This is a genomic window from Komagataeibacter swingsii (assembly GCF_003207895.1).
Taxonomy (GTDB): Bacteria; Pseudomonadota; Alphaproteobacteria; order Acetobacterales; family Acetobacteraceae; genus Komagataeibacter; species Komagataeibacter swingsii.
Map to the genome: position 1 here is coordinate 285,762 of NZ_NKUB01000002.1, position 14,639 is coordinate 300,400.

Annotated in this window: 11 protein-coding genes; 2 read left to right on the forward strand and 9 right to left on the reverse strand. The window is 60.6% G+C overall.

What is annotated here, in order from left to right; translation table 11 throughout:
- Positions 1-135 precede the first annotated feature (135 nt).
- From CFR76_RS03010 to CFR76_RS03030, 5 genes are all read right to left on the reverse strand, one after another.
- On the reverse strand, positions 136-2,421 hold the full coding sequence (locus tag CFR76_RS03010; protein WP_110555744.1) for a TonB-dependent receptor: 2,286 nt from the start codon (positions 2,419-2,421) through the stop codon (positions 136-138).
- A gap of 429 nt (positions 2,422-2,850) precedes the next feature.
- Entirely contained in the window at positions 2,851-3,258 is a 408-nt protein-coding gene (locus CFR76_RS03015; RefSeq protein ID WP_208623916.1) for a RidA family protein, read from the reverse strand.
- Positions 3,259-3,269: 11 nt separating this feature from the next.
- Entirely contained in the window at positions 3,270-4,739 is a 1,470-nt protein-coding gene (locus CFR76_RS03020; RefSeq protein WP_110555746.1) for a 4-hydroxyphenylacetate 3-hydroxylase family protein, read from the reverse strand.
- A gap of 15 nt (positions 4,740-4,754) precedes the next feature.
- Complete coding sequence (locus CFR76_RS03025) at positions 4,755-5,291, reverse strand: flavin reductase family protein (protein WP_110555747.1); 537 nt, start codon at positions 5,289-5,291, stop codon at positions 4,755-4,757.
- A 137-nt stretch (positions 5,292-5,428) separates the two neighbouring features.
- Complete coding sequence (locus CFR76_RS03030; RefSeq protein ID WP_110555748.1) at positions 5,429-6,106, reverse strand: DUF1028 domain-containing protein; 678 nt, start codon at positions 6,104-6,106, stop codon at positions 5,429-5,431.
- A gap of 104 nt (positions 6,107-6,210) precedes the next feature.
- On the opposite strand from CFR76_RS03030, the gene CFR76_RS03035 reads away from it, so the two are divergent.
- Positions 6,211-7,128 carry a LysR substrate-binding domain-containing protein gene (locus CFR76_RS03035; RefSeq protein WP_110555749.1) on the forward strand — a complete coding sequence of 306 codons (918 nt, stop codon included), beginning with the start codon at positions 6,211-6,213 and terminating at the stop codon, positions 7,126-7,128.
- Positions 7,129-7,139: 11 nt separating this feature from the next.
- Here CFR76_RS03035 and argE read toward each other — a convergent pair whose 3' ends face one another.
- Entirely contained in the window at positions 7,140-8,303 is a 1,164-nt protein-coding gene (gene argE / locus CFR76_RS03040) for an acetylornithine deacetylase (protein WP_110555750.1), read from the reverse strand.
- A gap of 350 nt (positions 8,304-8,653) precedes the next feature.
- Here argE and CFR76_RS03045 point away from each other — a divergent pair, with 350 nt between their 5' ends.
- Complete coding sequence (locus CFR76_RS03045; protein WP_110555751.1) at positions 8,654-10,273, forward strand: amidohydrolase; 1,620 nt, start codon at positions 8,654-8,656, stop codon at positions 10,271-10,273.
- Here CFR76_RS03045 and CFR76_RS03050 read toward each other — a convergent pair.
- The 3 genes from CFR76_RS03050 to hisD form a co-directional block, all read right to left on the reverse strand.
- On the reverse strand, positions 10,266-11,666 hold the full coding sequence (locus CFR76_RS03050) for a purine-cytosine permease family protein (protein WP_110555752.1): 1,401 nt from the start codon (positions 11,664-11,666) through the stop codon (positions 10,266-10,268). The two genes, CFR76_RS03045 and CFR76_RS03050, sit on opposite strands and share 8 nt — an antisense overlap.
- Before the next feature lie 62 nt (positions 11,667-11,728).
- Positions 11,729-13,012 (reverse strand): hypothetical protein, encoded by a 1,284-nt coding sequence (locus CFR76_RS03055; RefSeq protein ID WP_110555753.1) that lies wholly within the window; start codon positions 13,010-13,012, stop codon positions 11,729-11,731.
- A 195-nt stretch (positions 13,013-13,207) separates the two neighbouring features.
- Positions 13,208-14,530, reverse strand: a complete 1,323-nt coding sequence (hisD, locus tag CFR76_RS03060) for a histidinol dehydrogenase (protein WP_110555754.1) — start codon at positions 14,528-14,530, stop codon at positions 13,208-13,210.
- Positions 14,531-14,639 lie beyond the last annotated feature (109 nt).

Here is a 14,639-nt window from a genome sequence, read left to right on the forward strand (position 1 = left end):
CACAGGGCTGAAATCGTAATGTTCGCCCGGCACAGGGCAACAACAAAAAACATGCCGGATGGATAGCCAGAACCTATACAGATGCAAAAAAGGGCCATGCCCGCAGGCATGACCCCTTTGTGAACCGCAACCGGGTCAGAAACCCGTGCTGAATGTTCCCAGGCACGCGAAGTTCGGCGCCGTGTAGTATTGAGCGGTTCCCGCAACCGGCCCGGTGTTATACACACCGGACAGATAATGGTGATCCGCCAGGTTGATGACATTCAGGCGCAGTGACGGCGCCTTGAGGAAGCCGATATCCGGCGCGCGGGCACCGATCATCATGTCAACCTGCTTGTGGCCGGAAATCTGTTCATCGTTCATGAACGTGCCGTATTCCTTGTCCACATATTTCAGCGAGACACTGCCAAAGAAACGGCCATCGTCATATTGAAGGCCCGCCGCCGCCATCCAGCGTGGCGCGGATGTCGCCATCTTGCCAGCCGTCTGATACGTCACGCCATCCATTGTAATGTTGGAATCCTGACGGGCGTACAAATATTCAACCGATCCGTACGGCGTGATGTGGTGCCATGGATGCAGCGCCAGTTCACCATCGAAACCGCGCGTCGTCATGCTGCCCGCATCCTGATAATACGGCACGTTACCGATGTATTCGTTAATCTGATGGTGCGAGAAATTATAATTGAACAGGGTCAGTGACGCCGTGATCCATTTGTCATGGTAGCGTGCGCCCACTTCTTCCGACACGCTGTATTCATCATGCAGTTTCTTGTTCGCGGTCTGGTACAGGCCGCCATCCCAAGGGCTGTCATACTGGTTGTAGAACGCGGAACCCAGCGGCAGGCGGTAACTGGTCGTCACGTTGCCGAATACCATGATGTTCGGGGTGAATTTGTAGCTTACGGACATGCGCGGCAGTGGCTGCGCCGAATAGTAATTGGCGTTGTACTGGGGTCCCGGCTGGTTCAGCGTGCCGTTTCGTGCTGCCATGACCTCCTTGAAACCGACATCAAGCGTCAGCTTCCGGTTCAGGAAATGCATGGTGTCACCAATATACAGCGCGTTTGTCTGGGTGATGGTATGATAGGACCATTCATTCAGCGTGGTGCCATCCTGCTGGCGCAGGTAGCCCGTTGAATTGCCGGATGCATCCAGCCCGCTGAGCGGTTCATCAACATGCATGTCGGTATAGCCATACCAGTATCCAAAGACGAGATCGTGGTTGGCCACCTTGTAATGCAGGGTGCTGTTGAAGCCTGTATAGCCCTCCACGCCGATCCAGTTCTGGATTGCGGCGATCTGGCCGTCCTCGGAATAGTTGTTCCCGGCTAGCGGTGAATTGTTGGCCGCCGTTCCGTTATAATACGGCCCGGTGGTCGAGATGGTTGTCACACCAAAGGGATAGTTCCCGCTGCCATGATAATAATAGGGTGTTACATCCAGTGTCAGGTTACGCGCCAGCTTGAAATGCGATGGCGCGCTCAGGAAATAATCGGTCCAGCTGGTGGCGTAGGATTTGTAGTAATTCGCCTCACCAAAGCTGTACTTGCCCTGCATGTCGTCAGGATTGTTCTTCAGCCCGTACTTGTTCCAGTCGCTCAGGGTTGGCGTGCTGTACCATGCCGTATGCTCGTTGTTATAGGAACCGGACAGGGAGATGTAATTCCCGTCACCCCATTCCTTGACCAGCTTGTAATCCACATGCCAGCGATTGTTGCGCCCCGGACCACGCCAGGCGCGGCTGGTCAGGTCGGAGAAGGATGCAAAAGCCCGCAGACCGGTATTGGCGATGTCCCCGCTGTCATAACGGATGAACTGGCGGTTCATCTGGTGCGTGCCGTAACTGACGTCAAATTCGCCACCACGGGTATGCTTCGGGCCACGCATCCTGACGGCCATGGTGCCGCCGGATGAAGTGGTGGTGGGGGTCTCGATACTGGGCGCGCCCTGCTGTAGCTGGACGTTATCCATGTTCTCGCTATCCACCCATTCGGACGAATTGGGGGTATAGTCGTCCGGATCGTTCATTGGCGCGCCTTCGAAGGTGAAGCCAATTTCCTGCTGGTTCAGGCCGCGGACATTGATATCGGATTCGTCACTGACGCCAAACGGGTCGCCCATGGACACGTTCGCACCCGGGGACATGGCCACCAGCGCCAGCGCGTTGGAGGCCGGCGCCTGCTTGGCGATATAATCATGGGATATGGTACTGACCGATTTCGCCGCCGTTTCATTACGGATCAGGCCGCCATATGAACGCGCGCCTGTGACGCGCAGCTGTTCCGCCCCCCCGGCGGCGTTGATGCCCGTATTGACCGTGGTGCCCCCTGCCCTGGCAGCCGTCGCCTTGCCCCCGACTGCGGCCGTCGTCTTTGCATTGACAGAGTTTTTCTGCACGCTATCGGCTGCCTGGGCCATGTGCAGGCGCAGTCCATTAGTCAGGAATGTTGATGACAGTATCATACATACAGTCAAGCCAGTCGAACGTCTGCGCATACCGCCCCCTTTAAATCATGACTGGAAGAATATCTGATTGCACCTGAAACATACGCCATGCCTGCGCCCGCTGACCCTTCGGGGCCTGGGGGAGGTCACATAACCACATGTATGTACAAGCAGAGATGACATCGTTTCATTATTATGTTTCCGTAATGGATAAGGCAACAGAATTCCGGCATTTCCAAGGTGCCGACAGGGGCTGTCCATACATTTGTCAGGACATGTTGCATTTTGGCAATTATTTTTGATGCCGTATCGCCGGTTGTTGAAATACTTGCCACAACAGGCCAGGGCTGCCGCCGCAGTAACGGCGGCAGCCCTGACAAAAAAAGCTTTTATATAAACATTTCACGGGATGACGGCGATCACATCCACTTCGATCAGCCATTCCGGGCGGGCCAGCGCCACGATAACCAGCCCCGTGAAAACGGGAAACACCCCTTTCATGCGCCGTCCCAGGACACGATATGTTGCTTCCCTGTAACGGATATCGGTCAGGTAAACCGTAACCTTGCAGATATGGGACAGGTCCGAACCGGATTCCTTCAGCAGCAGTTCGATATTGTCCATCACCTTTTCAGCCTGGCCGGTCGGATCGCCTACGGCAACATTTTCACGCGTATCAAGGTCCTGCGGCACCTGGCCGCGCACATAAACCGTCTGGCCCGCGACAACAGCCTGGCACAGGTCATTGTCCAGATTCTGTTCAGGATAGGTATCGCGCGTATTGAAACAGCGGATCCGCTTATGTGTCACCTGGTCTGTCATTATTTTGTCCCTTTCTTGTCCTGCGCCAGAACGCCTTCGCTCAGCCCGGCTGAACGCTGCACGAATTCCAGTGCGCCGTTCCAGTCAAAGTTACGATAGACCGCGGCCAGATGCGCAAACGGCGGCGCCTGCGCAAACAGCTGGAATGTCAGGCGATGGCCGGCGTAATCGGAATTCAGCATGTCACGGGCATAGGCCAGCAGCTTGCGCCGGTCCTCAGCCTGCCATGTTTCATTGATGGAATAGAATTTTTCCATCCACGGCGCGGTTTCAGGGTCACGGAACGTCGCCACATCCGGGGTGACACAGATCTGCCCGCCGCACAGTTCGCGCGTCAGGTGCATCATTTCATGCAGCCTGGAACATGCCAGCACGCGCCCTGACATCAGCAGCGACTGGTTGGGCATAAGCAGGCCGCCGGGGCTTTCTTCTGCCATGGCGATGGATGCCGTCAGGTGCGCATTGATCCCTTCGCGGTAGCACGCAAGGGTCGCAAGCTTTTCCTGCACCGCCTGCTGGCGATCCAGCCCCGTCTGCCGCACGTTGAACAGGGCGGCGCCGATCATCATGTCGGCCAGTTTCTGGTTGCGCTGCACGAAGGCAAAGGCGCTGTAGCGGTGCAGTGTCGCGCGGATGAAGGTCGCAGCCTTGGTATGCCGGTAGAAAAGCACGTTTTCCCAAGGGATCAGCACGTCATCGAAAATGACAAGGGCCTCGACCTCGTCATACCGGTTGGACAGCGGGTAATCCTCGATCGGGGCGCGCCCCGCAAAGCCGGTGCGGCAGATGAATTTCAGGTTGGGCGAGGAAAAATCGCAGATGAACCCGACCGCGTAATCAGACAGTTCGGCATCGCCCCAGTTGGCGATGGTGGGCTTGGTGAATGCCTGGTTGGCATAGGCGGCCGCCGTTTCGTACTTGGCGCCCCGGACAATGATGCCCGCATCCGTTTCGCGCACCACATGCAGCAGCATGTCCGGGTCCTGGTCCTGCGGCCGCTTGGAACGGTCGCCCTTGGGGTCCGTGTTGGCCGAGACATGGAACGGGTCCGCATACATCGCCTTGTGCACATGATGGCGGATGTTTTCCGCGAACTGGGGATTGACCTCGTTCAGGATGTCCTGCCCGTCATACAGGGACCACATTTCGCCAATCGTCTCGTCACCGACGCGCGTCACGATGCCGCCCACTTCGTCCAGCACGGTATCGGTGGCGATACGCTTTGCCTTCCAGTCCTCCTGCGTATGGGGCAGTTGCAGGGCCAGCGGGGATTCATCGCCCCTGTCATCGGTATAGACAAGCCGGTCGCGGAAGGCGGCTTCGTGCTGCATGTCGTACATCCGCGCGCGGATGGAAACGATGGGCCTGAACATCGGATGTGTCGTGACATCCTTCACCCGTTCGCCATTCATCCATATCCGCCTGCCATCACGGATGGAGTCCAGATACTGCTGTCCTGTACGGATCATGAATTATATTCCTGCTCAAGAATTATGGAGAACGGGTTCCGGCCGGTGAAACCCCCGGCGGAAATGCAGCAATGTCAGTGCCGGCTGCAGACATGTGTGCCCGACATTGCCGATGATCACGCCATGGGTCCCGACATCGACGGCGCGTTCAAGGCTGCATTCAAAGGCGGCCAGCGCCCCGTCCAGCAGCCATCCCCCCGCCTGCCCCGGCTTCCACGCCGCGCAGGCGAAATCGAATGCGGGGAACATGCCGGCCCGGCCCGCGAAATTTTCCGCCACCCCCACATGGCCATGCGACAGCATGTTGATGACGAAACCGCCATTTTCGATAATGGCGGCAAAGGCCGGGCTGCGCCGGTTGATGCACGCCATCATCATTGGCGGGTCAGCCGACGCGGATGTCACGGAACTGACGGTAATGCCGAACCGCCCGGCGGGTCCGTCCGTGGTGATCACGGCCACGGGGGCCGCGACATGCCCCATGGCCGCGACAAACATGTCGCGTTCGGATGATCCCTGTCCATGCTGTGATACCGATGCCTGGGTGGACATGCCACGCCTCCCGAAAATCAGTGCTGGTGACCATGGGATATTCGAACGGAACTTCATTGCGCCAAAGAAATATATACCGAAGATCAGCTTCGGAAAAACCGAAGCAATAATGATTGATCAAAGGTTATTGCAATGCTCTACTCATCCCCCGGCACACCATATGAAGGGGCCTGGGTGGGATGCAGCGCGCGCTGGACATAATCATACATCTGGGGCTTCCACACCGCCCACAGTGCCGTCAGCCGCGCGACCGGGTTTTCATCCCAATCCACCCGCAGGTCCGCAAGCGGCCATTTTTCACAGTCAACCACCAGCATTCCGGCGGAATGGACCGGCCCAGCCTCCCCCCCTGCATCCGCTCCGGCCTGCAATGCCAGCAGGATCCGCGCGCCCAGTTCAAGCGACGGGTCGCTTTTTTCAAACGCCGCGACGATCGCGGCCGGCACATCCGCATTGGCCAGAAGGTTACCGGCGGATACGACGTGTTGGCCAAAGGCTTCGGCATGGGTGCCCAGCGTGCCGGTACCCGACCACGCGGCCCCGCGGCCACTGCTGTCGATAAAGGTCATCTGCCGGTATTCGGCATGGGTGGCGACACGGGCCATGACAACCTGGCATTCAGCGGGCGTCAGCCCGCGTTCCAGCAGGTCAAGGGCCATTGGCCCCAGTCGCGGGTCGGTCACATTCTGCGACGTGACCGCCCCCACGCCCGCCCGGGCAAAGGCGCACCGCGCCGCCACGGCGGGCGACGACGATACGACAGCCACCCCGAACTGCCCGGTGCGCGCGCAGTGCGCGACGATGGAAAATGTCATGATCCTGCCTTTCCTATCCTGTCCTGTTTCATTCGATCCGGCGCCCCCTGCGGCCATACGGTCCCTGCCCCCATCGCGACAGACACAGCAGCCGGAGCCACCCCATGCGCTTTACACTGAAACAGATCGAATATTTTGTCGCGGCGGCTGAAACGGGGTCGATCACCGCGGCGTCCCGGCGGGTCCATATCTCCCAGCCTTCCATTTCCGCCGCCATCGCCCAGCTTGAGGACGTGTTCGGGATCAGCCTGTTCATCCGCCACCATGCGGCTGGCCTGTCCCTGACACAGGAAGGCCACAGCTTCCTGCGGGAGGCGCGCAACCTGCTGCTTCATGCCACGGAACTGGACATGACGGCGTCCGGCCTGTCGGGGCAGGTCAGTGGCCTGATTGAAGTGGGCTGCATGACAACGCTGTATTCCCTGATCGTGCCGGAACTGTTGCAGGAATTCGAGATCCGCCACCCCGATGCCCAACTGCGCATTATCGCGGGTCATCACAGTGAACTGATTGAAAAGCTGCGCAATGGCGAAATCTGCGCCATACTGGCCTATGACCTGAACATGCCGCAGGACCTGGATTTCTCCCCCCTGGCCGCCCTGCCCCCCTTTGTCTTTGTATCAGCGCAGCACCGTCTGGCCCGCAGGCGGCATGTCGCCCTGTCGGACCTGGAGCATGAACCCTTCCTGCTGCTGGACCTGCCGCTGTCACGGGATTATTTCCTGTCCCTGTTTTCCCATGCGGGCATCGTGCCCAACGTCATGGGGCGGTTCCAGAGCATTGATGTCATCCGCTCGCTGGTCGCGCGTGGCGAAGGCTACAGCCTGGCCAATGCGCGCCCCCGCAACAAGGCGGCGCTGGATGGCAGGCCGCTGGCCTATCTGGCGCTCAAGGACACACCCCAGCCGCTGCTGTACGGCACCGCGACAATCGCGAACATACGCCAGACGGCGCGGGCGACGGCCTTCCTGCGGGTATGCCGGGAACTGCTTGCGGGAAAACCCCTGCCGGGCAGCGACTAGGCGCGGACGCCTTACGCCACGCACAACGTATCAACAATACGGGCAAGGAAGGCGTCACCCGCGGCCAGTTCGTCGCGGGTAATGTATTCATCCGCCTTATGGGCACGATCGATTGACCCCGGCCCGCATATTACGGTGGGCAGCGCCAGTTCCTGCTGGAACAGCCCGGCTTCCGTCCCGAACCCGATGGTGGTCACTGCATTATGCCGGCTGGCCTGCAGGGCGATATTGCGGATGGCGGCATCCGGTTCGGGCACAAGGCCCGGATATCCGTTGATGATTTCGAAATCGATTGTCCCACCGGGATAATCGGCCACCACCAATGCCGCACGTTCACGCAACTGCGCCAGCCAGACATCAGCCGCCTGTCCGGGCAGCAGGCGCATCTCGAACTGGATTTCGCACCGGTCAGGGACGATATTCAGCGCAACCCCGCCGTTTATCAGCCCGACCTGCGCTGTATTGAATGGCACCTCGAACGACGGGTCCTGCATCGGGGCATCCATCATCTCCGCCTGGATGCGGGCGACTTCCTGTGTCATGCGGGCCGCGATCTGGATCGCGTTGCATCCCAGCATGGGATTGGCGGAATGCGCCGCCCGGCCATGGCATACGATGCGTACGGCCACCTTCCCCTTATGCGCCACGGCAACCTGCAAGCCGGTTGGCTCCCCCACGATACATCCCTGCGCCGTGACGCCACGTTCACGCAGGAACGCCAGAAGGGAACGCACCCCCACGCAGCCGATTTCCTCATCACAGGAAACGGCGAAATGCAGCGGACGCCGCAATGCCCTGCCCGCCGCGTACTGCGCCGCCGTCAGCATGCAGGCCAGAAAGCCCTTCATGTCGCTGCTGCCGCGCGCGAACAGCTTTCCATCACGGTCCGTCAGGCTGAACGCGTCGCACGTCCATGCCTGCCCCTGCACCGGCACGACATCGCTATGGCCGGACAGGACAATGCCCTGCCCGGCATCCGGCCCGATCGTGCCGAACAGGCCATAGCGGTCCGTTTCCCCATGCCGCACGACCGTCACGGCGGCACGCGCCGCGCGTAACTGCTGCGCATACCATTCGATCAGACCGAGATTGCCCGCCCTGCTCAGGGTCGGCCATGCGACCAGATGCGCAAGGGCGGCAACGCTCGGGTTACTGTCATGCAGCAGGGACGTCATGTTCGCTCCGTTATCAGGGCCACGCGCCCTATCGTAAGGCAGTCAAGCGGTGTCGCCTGCTCGGAAGTTTCTATACCAAAGGAAGAAACTTCCGATGCGCTGCATTCCTGCAGGGCAACTGACCAGACGATGGTACCCGTCCCCTGTTCCCACCGTCTGGCAATAAATGGAGATATCGACAGCAACCAATTGAAAATAAAATACTATTCACTGGACCATCCTGATCGTGTGTCCGGCCGTCACCTGGTTGGCCATCCGTGAACCGACGTACCATACCGTCCGTCGCATACCCTTACATTCAGGAATCAATATGCTCTAATCGCGCCATATTCCATTGCAGGACGCAATACATGCCCCTCGACCTCGCCATCATCAACGCTGACATTCACGGCCATGCCGCGCCCGTCAATGCGGTCGGCATCATGGACGGACATATCGTGGCAATCGGCCCATCATCCGACATCATGGCGCAATGTGACCCGGACACTGTCATCCGTGACCTGGGCGGCATGTTCCTGATGCCGGGCTTTATTGATGTCCACATGCATATCGCCATGGCGGCCGACTATCTTTCCGCCATCGGGCTGCGGGATGTACGGAGCATGAAGGCCCTGCTGGAACGGGTCGCGGCATGGGCGGCGGCACACCCTGATGCGCCATGGATCCGCGGGCTGGAATGGAGCTACGGCTACCCCGACCTGCCCAACGGTGAATTTGATGCGCGCATGATTGACAGCATCCTGCCAGACCGCCCGGTCATCCTGACATCCGGCATGGCGCATGCGGCATGGGCGAATTCCCGCGCCATGGAAATCGCCGGAATCACCCGCGACACGCCCGACCCGGAAAATGGCGAGATCGTCCGTCGCGCCGACGGCACGCCATCGGGCTGGCTGAAGGAAGACGCCGTCCACCTTGTCACCAGCCATATCCCCCCCATGACCGGGCCGGAGATGGACCATGCGCTGGGTCTGGTGCTGGATACGGCGTCACGGCTGGGCATCACCCGCATGCAGAGCGCAGCGTATGACGAAGCCTACCTGCCGCTGCTGTCGGCACGAGACGCGGCGGGCACGCTGCCGGTCCGCATCGGGATGATGACGGAAATAGAACCCGATCCCGGCCTGACGCCACAACGCCTGCGCGAGGCACTGGAACTGCGTGCGCGCTATGACAATGCCATGGTGCGGCTGGACGGCATCAAGTTCTTCCTTGACGGCGTGCTGGAATCCCATACCGGCTACATGCCCGAAGGCTACGCGGACCAGCCGGATGCGCGCGGCACCCTGTTATGGGACCGCACGGCCTATATCGATGCGGTCCGTACCGGCGTGGCGCACGGGCTGGACATATGGACCCACGCCATCGGGCCGGGGGCTGTCCACCTGGCGCTTGACGCAGCGGAAAACGCGGGCAACAGCCCGGGCCGCGCGCGCATTCGCGTGGAACATGCCGAACTGCCCTATCCCGATGACATCGCGCGTTTTGCCAGCACATCCACCATCGCCAGCATGCAGCCCGTCATGATCGCGCCGGCGGATGAATGGATGGGCATGGAAGGGGTATGGAAAAAGCGCGTGGGGGATAACCGCGCGCAACTGGCCTTTCCAATGCGCGCGCTGCTGGATGCGGGCAGCATGCTGGCGTTCGGTACGGACTGGCCGATCGTATCCCTCGATCCCCTGCGCGGGCTGCGCAAGGCCGTCCTGCGCCGTCCCATCGGGGCACCGGCATCAGAGGCGTGGATACCGACCCAGGCGATCAGCTTTCCCGAAGCATTCGACAGCTATACCGGAAAAGCCGCGGTAGCGGCCGGGCGCGAACGCCACGAAGGCCGCATTGCCCTGGGCTACCGCGCGGATATCGCGGCCCTGTCAGGCAATCCCTTCATGATGGACCCGGACAGCCTGCCGGACCTGAAATGCATGCTGACGGTCACGGCTGGCCGTATCGTCCACGACCTTACCTGACGACAGGGCGCATGGGGGCATCCGGCTTGCGGCATACCAGCCAGTAAACAAGGCCCGGCAGCAGGATGCCCACTACCCATGACAGGTCAACCCCATCCATCTGCCGGGCCAACAGGCCGGAATACAGTTCGTTGGAAATAAAGGGCACCTGCACGACAATACCCATGATGTAACAGAAAATGGCCGGCCGGTTGAAGCGTCCGTATATGCCGCCGTCATGACGGAAAAAGGACTGAATATCATAATCACCGTGCCGGATCAGGTAATAGTCAACCAGGTTGATCGCCGTCCATGGCGACAGGACGGCCAGCAGGAATTCAATGAAGCTGTTGAGGATATGCAGTATGTCGCCACTAAGCAGAATGGTCAGCAGCACGGACAGCAGCAGCAGCCCGCCCGACAGCAGCCCGCGACTGCGCGCCGTGGGGCGCCATGTCGGCCACATGGTATAGAACAGGGTCATGCAGGACAGGGCCGCGCAATAGATCTGCATCGTGCATGAAACCGTGATCGAAACCAGGACAATACCAAGCAGAAGACAGGCCGCCGGCGCATAATGCGCCTGGATCGCGGCATAAAAATTATCCGCCCACGCGGTGCTTCCCAGATAGGCCCCAAGGAAGGTCGGGACTGCGGTTCCGACAATGCTGCCCGTCATGCACGACCAGAACGCATCGCGTTCGGGCGTATCGGCAGGCAGGTAACGCGAATAATCCGATACATAGGGTGCATAGGCCACCTGCCACAGCACCCCGATCGAGATGGCGGCTACGAAGTCATGCATGCGGGGGATCGCCAACAGCGGCTGGACCGGCAGGGCATGCAGGTAAAACAGGAAGAAGAACGCAAGGGCGAAGAAAGCCGTGGCCGCCACATAGGTAAACCCGACCACGAACCGTTCAATCCACCCATGCCCGACAATGCACAGCGCCAGGATGGCCACAGCCAGGGCATAGACAGGTAACTGGAGCGGCGGCCCGCCCAGGGCCTGCTGCACCTGTTCGCGCCCGATGGCCAGCAGCGTGGCCGTAAAGCCCACGTACATGACAATGACGACAACAATGACCAGTAGCGCCCCATAGGCCCCGAACTGCCCACGTGTCTGCTGCATCTGCGGAATGCCCAGATGCGGCCCCTGGGCGGCGTGCAGGGCCATGAACATGCCCCCCACCCCGTTGCCGGCCAGAATGGCAAGCGCCGCCCAGAACAGCGACAGGTGACAGACCTGGCAATAGATCATGCCGGTCAGGATCGCGAGTATGTTCTGGTTCGCCCCCAGCCAGACCAGGCACAGCCCGCGCGTATTCCCCCGGCGCCGGTCAGCCGGTATGGGGAAAATCGTATCTTCCTCAACGGCCAGAACCGAATTACGCAATGGTGCGTCAAGGTCCATATGCGGCAACTCCTTCAACAACAGGGGATCACTGTTATCAGATTGGCTCCGGAATGATATTTCTAATTCCCCGGATCGATCGCATCAAGGAAACGGCTGACCACATCGCGTCCCGGCGGCACGGGTTCACTGCCGCACATGACGGCGATCGCCAACCCGGTCAGGGATGAAAGCGGGGTATGGCCGCCAGCGCCCCCGGCGCACAGGTCCATCACCAGCGTGGGGCAGCAGAACAGCCCGCACCGGATCGTCGCGCGCCAGTCGGCGGGCAGGTGCCCCGTGGCGCGCATGTGGGCCAGCAGCGGACGCCACAGCAGTTCCGCCTTGGAATCCAGAAAGGCGCGCCGCAGGTCATTCATTTCCCATGCCAGCGTGACATCCAGTATCCCGTCCGGCGTCACACTGGCATGGGTGGGGGTATCCACGGGCAGGTCATGGGGGTGATACAGCCAGTCCGCATGGGCGAAGATGTTATGGAAGGTCGCCTTGACCTCCGCCATGATGGCCGGGATATGCAGCCCGGCAAAGGCCGGGTCAAAGAAGGTCAGGCTCCTGCCCGCCCCTTCCCACCATACATTGGCGTTATGCGCATCCCCATGCGCCGTAACCCCGCCGGAACGGGCCAGCATGCGCGGGGAAAGCAGCCGCATGCTGCGTTCCAGCATGCAACGCAGCGTATCGGCATACATGGTCCCGTTGATGCGCCACTTCATGTCAAGCAACGCCTGATCGGCAACAGCCACGCCCGGAAACGCGAATGTGCGGCCCGATGCGAAAAAACGCGCCGCCCGCGCCCCGGGCTGCGTGCCGTCGGTTGTCAGGCGGTGGTGGAACAACTGGTGAAAGGGTTCAGCAGCGCATGCGGCCCCGGATATCGGGTGGAAGGTGTCACGGTAGATGCGCGCCGTCAGCGCATCAAGTGCGCGCTGCGCCGCCACGACCGGCCCGATATCGGCCTGCGTCCCGTCATGGGCGCGGCACAGATCCGCCAGTCGTGGCGTTGACCGTTTTGCATAAAGCAGTATCTGCCGGCCGACAGCCCGCGACACATAAACCGGCATGTCGATCGGGTAGCCCGCATCGCGCAGGACCTCGTCACGGTAGAATTCCTGCAGGGTGCTTTCCTCATTTTCCTCATGATGGAATTTGAAGAAATATTCCTCCCCCGTCGGGGTGGTCAGGAAGCCATTTACGGAATTCAGGCTGTATCCATCATTGCCCAGCGTGATATTGCTGGCCTGCAACCCGAATTCTTCCCGTATCAGATCGGAAAGGATCGTGCATGTCCGCGCCATGTCTTTCGCACGAAAGGCCTGAAGCGCCTGCGCGGATGCTGAGCCATTCATGAATACAGCCTTTATTTTGCAACTATCGGTTGAGGGATGGTTTCAAAACAAACCATTGATGAAACGGCCCTGAACATTTCCGGAGCCGCCCTTTCCCCGAAAAGGCGGTCTTCCCGGAACTTCCCGGAAATGGCATTATCAGACATCTCCCTGTAATGTCCGGGCAGCATCACGGGCGGCCTGTAAAGCCGTCCCTTACTGGCCTTCGGGCAGGGGCCGGGCCGGGGACACCGCGCGCGCATGGCCCGAAAACCCTTCATATGACGCAAAACGGTGCGTGTGGGCCGCCATTTCCCTGTATCCGCGCGCGGACACGCGGGCAAAGGACATCCGTTTCATGTAATCATGCACCGAAAGCGGCGAATGCGTGCGCGCGGCCCGGTTTGTGGGCAGCACGGCATTGGGGCCAATGACGTAATTGCCAAGGCTGACGGGCGTGTGATTGCCCAGCAGCACCTCGCCCGCGTTACGGATGCGCCCAAGGTCAGCCATCGGGTCGCGTGTCAGGATCTCAAGGTGTTCAGGGGCATAGGCATTGGTGAATTCCACCGCCGTATCAAAGTCGCGCGTCAGCACGATGCCACCATAGGCGCCGCACAGGACGGTGGATGAAAATTCGGCGCGTTTTGCATCCATCTGCCGCCAGTGCCCGGGCAGCGCCTCCCGCACGCCCTGCGCCACGCGCGGGCTGTCCGTCACCAGCCAAGCGGAGGAATCCGGCCCATGTTCGGATTCGATAATCAGGTCCAGCGCCGCCAGGGCGGGATCAACGCTGTCATCGGCCAGGATGATCGCCTCACTGGGGCCAGCGGGCACGCCAGGGTCGATGATGTGCGAAAGCAATTTTTTTGCCGCGACGACATACGGGCTGCCCGGCCCCACCACCTTCATGCAGGCCGGGACGGTTTGCGTGCCATAGGCCACGGCGGCCACGCCCTGCGCGCCACCACATTTGTAGACCTCGGTCACGCCAATCAGGCGCGCGGCCACGAGCGTGCCCGCATCCACGCGCCCATCCGGCGCGGGCGGCGTGATGATGACAAGGCGCGGAACCCCGGCCACCATGCCCGGAATGGCGGTCATGTTCACAACACTGGGAAACGCGCCCTTGCCACGCGGCACGTAGCAGGCCACCGATTCAATGGCGACATTCCGGTCCCCTGCCCATACGCCGGGCTGGACCTCGATCATCCAGCTGTCCTCGGGCTTCTGGGCCTCATGGAATTTGCGGATATTGCCGATTGCATATTCGATTGAACGGATCAGTTCGGGATCCATTTCACGAAAGGCGGTTTCAAACTCCTCCTCCGTCGCCCGGATGCCCATGTCGGGCACGCTCACGCCGTCATAAGCCTGCGCGAAGCGGCGCAGGGCGGCATCGCCTTCGGTGCGGACGGCCTCGATAATCGGCCTGACCCGGTCCAGATACGGGCCAAGGTCGGCCTCCGTACGCTCCAGAAGGTGGGCGGGAATGGTCTCTGCATCCCGCAGATCGACAAAATTGACAGTCTTGTTCATCTGGTCGCTTCCACTCAGGCAACGCATTATGGGCGGCAGGCAGCAGGCATGGCCGGGCAGAAAACCATATCCGGCCCCGCCACGCGCTACAGGCCAGTCCGGCCCCTGT

What these genes read in the sequence shown, in the direction of transcription:
- hisD (WP_110555754.1), bottom strand. Translation starts at nt 14,530, where the DNA reads ATGAACAAGACTGTCAATTTTGTCGATCTGCGGGATGCAGAGACCATT.
- argE (WP_110555750.1), bottom strand. Translation starts at nt 8,303, where the DNA reads ATGACGTCCCTGCTGCATGACAGTAACCCGAGCGTTGCCGCCCTTGCG.
- CFR76_RS03055 (WP_110555753.1), bottom strand. Translation starts at nt 13,012, where the DNA reads ATGAATGGCTCAGCATCCGCGCAGGCGCTTCAGGCCTTTCGTGCGAAA.
- CFR76_RS03025 (WP_110555747.1), bottom strand. Translation starts at nt 5,291, where the DNA reads ATGTCCACCCAGGCATCGGTATCACAGCATGGACAGGGATCATCCGAA.
- CFR76_RS03050 (WP_110555752.1), bottom strand. Translation starts at nt 11,666, where the DNA reads ATGGACCTTGACGCACCATTGCGTAATTCGGTTCTGGCCGTTGAGGAA.
- CFR76_RS03030 (WP_110555748.1), bottom strand. Translation starts at nt 6,106, where the DNA reads ATGACATTTTCCATCGTCGCGCACTGCGCGCGCACCGGGCAGTTCGGG.
- CFR76_RS03035 (WP_110555749.1), top strand. Translation starts at nt 6,211, where the DNA reads ATGCGCTTTACACTGAAACAGATCGAATATTTTGTCGCGGCGGCTGAA.
- CFR76_RS03010 (WP_110555744.1), bottom strand. Translation starts at nt 2,421, where the DNA reads ATGGCCCAGGCAGCCGATAGCGTGCAGAAAAACTCTGTCAATGCAAAG.
- CFR76_RS03045 (WP_110555751.1), top strand. Translation starts at nt 8,654, where the DNA reads ATGCCCCTCGACCTCGCCATCATCAACGCTGACATTCACGGCCATGCC.
- CFR76_RS03020 (WP_110555746.1), bottom strand. Translation starts at nt 4,739, where the DNA reads ATGATCCGTACAGGACAGCAGTATCTGGACTCCATCCGTGATGGCAGG.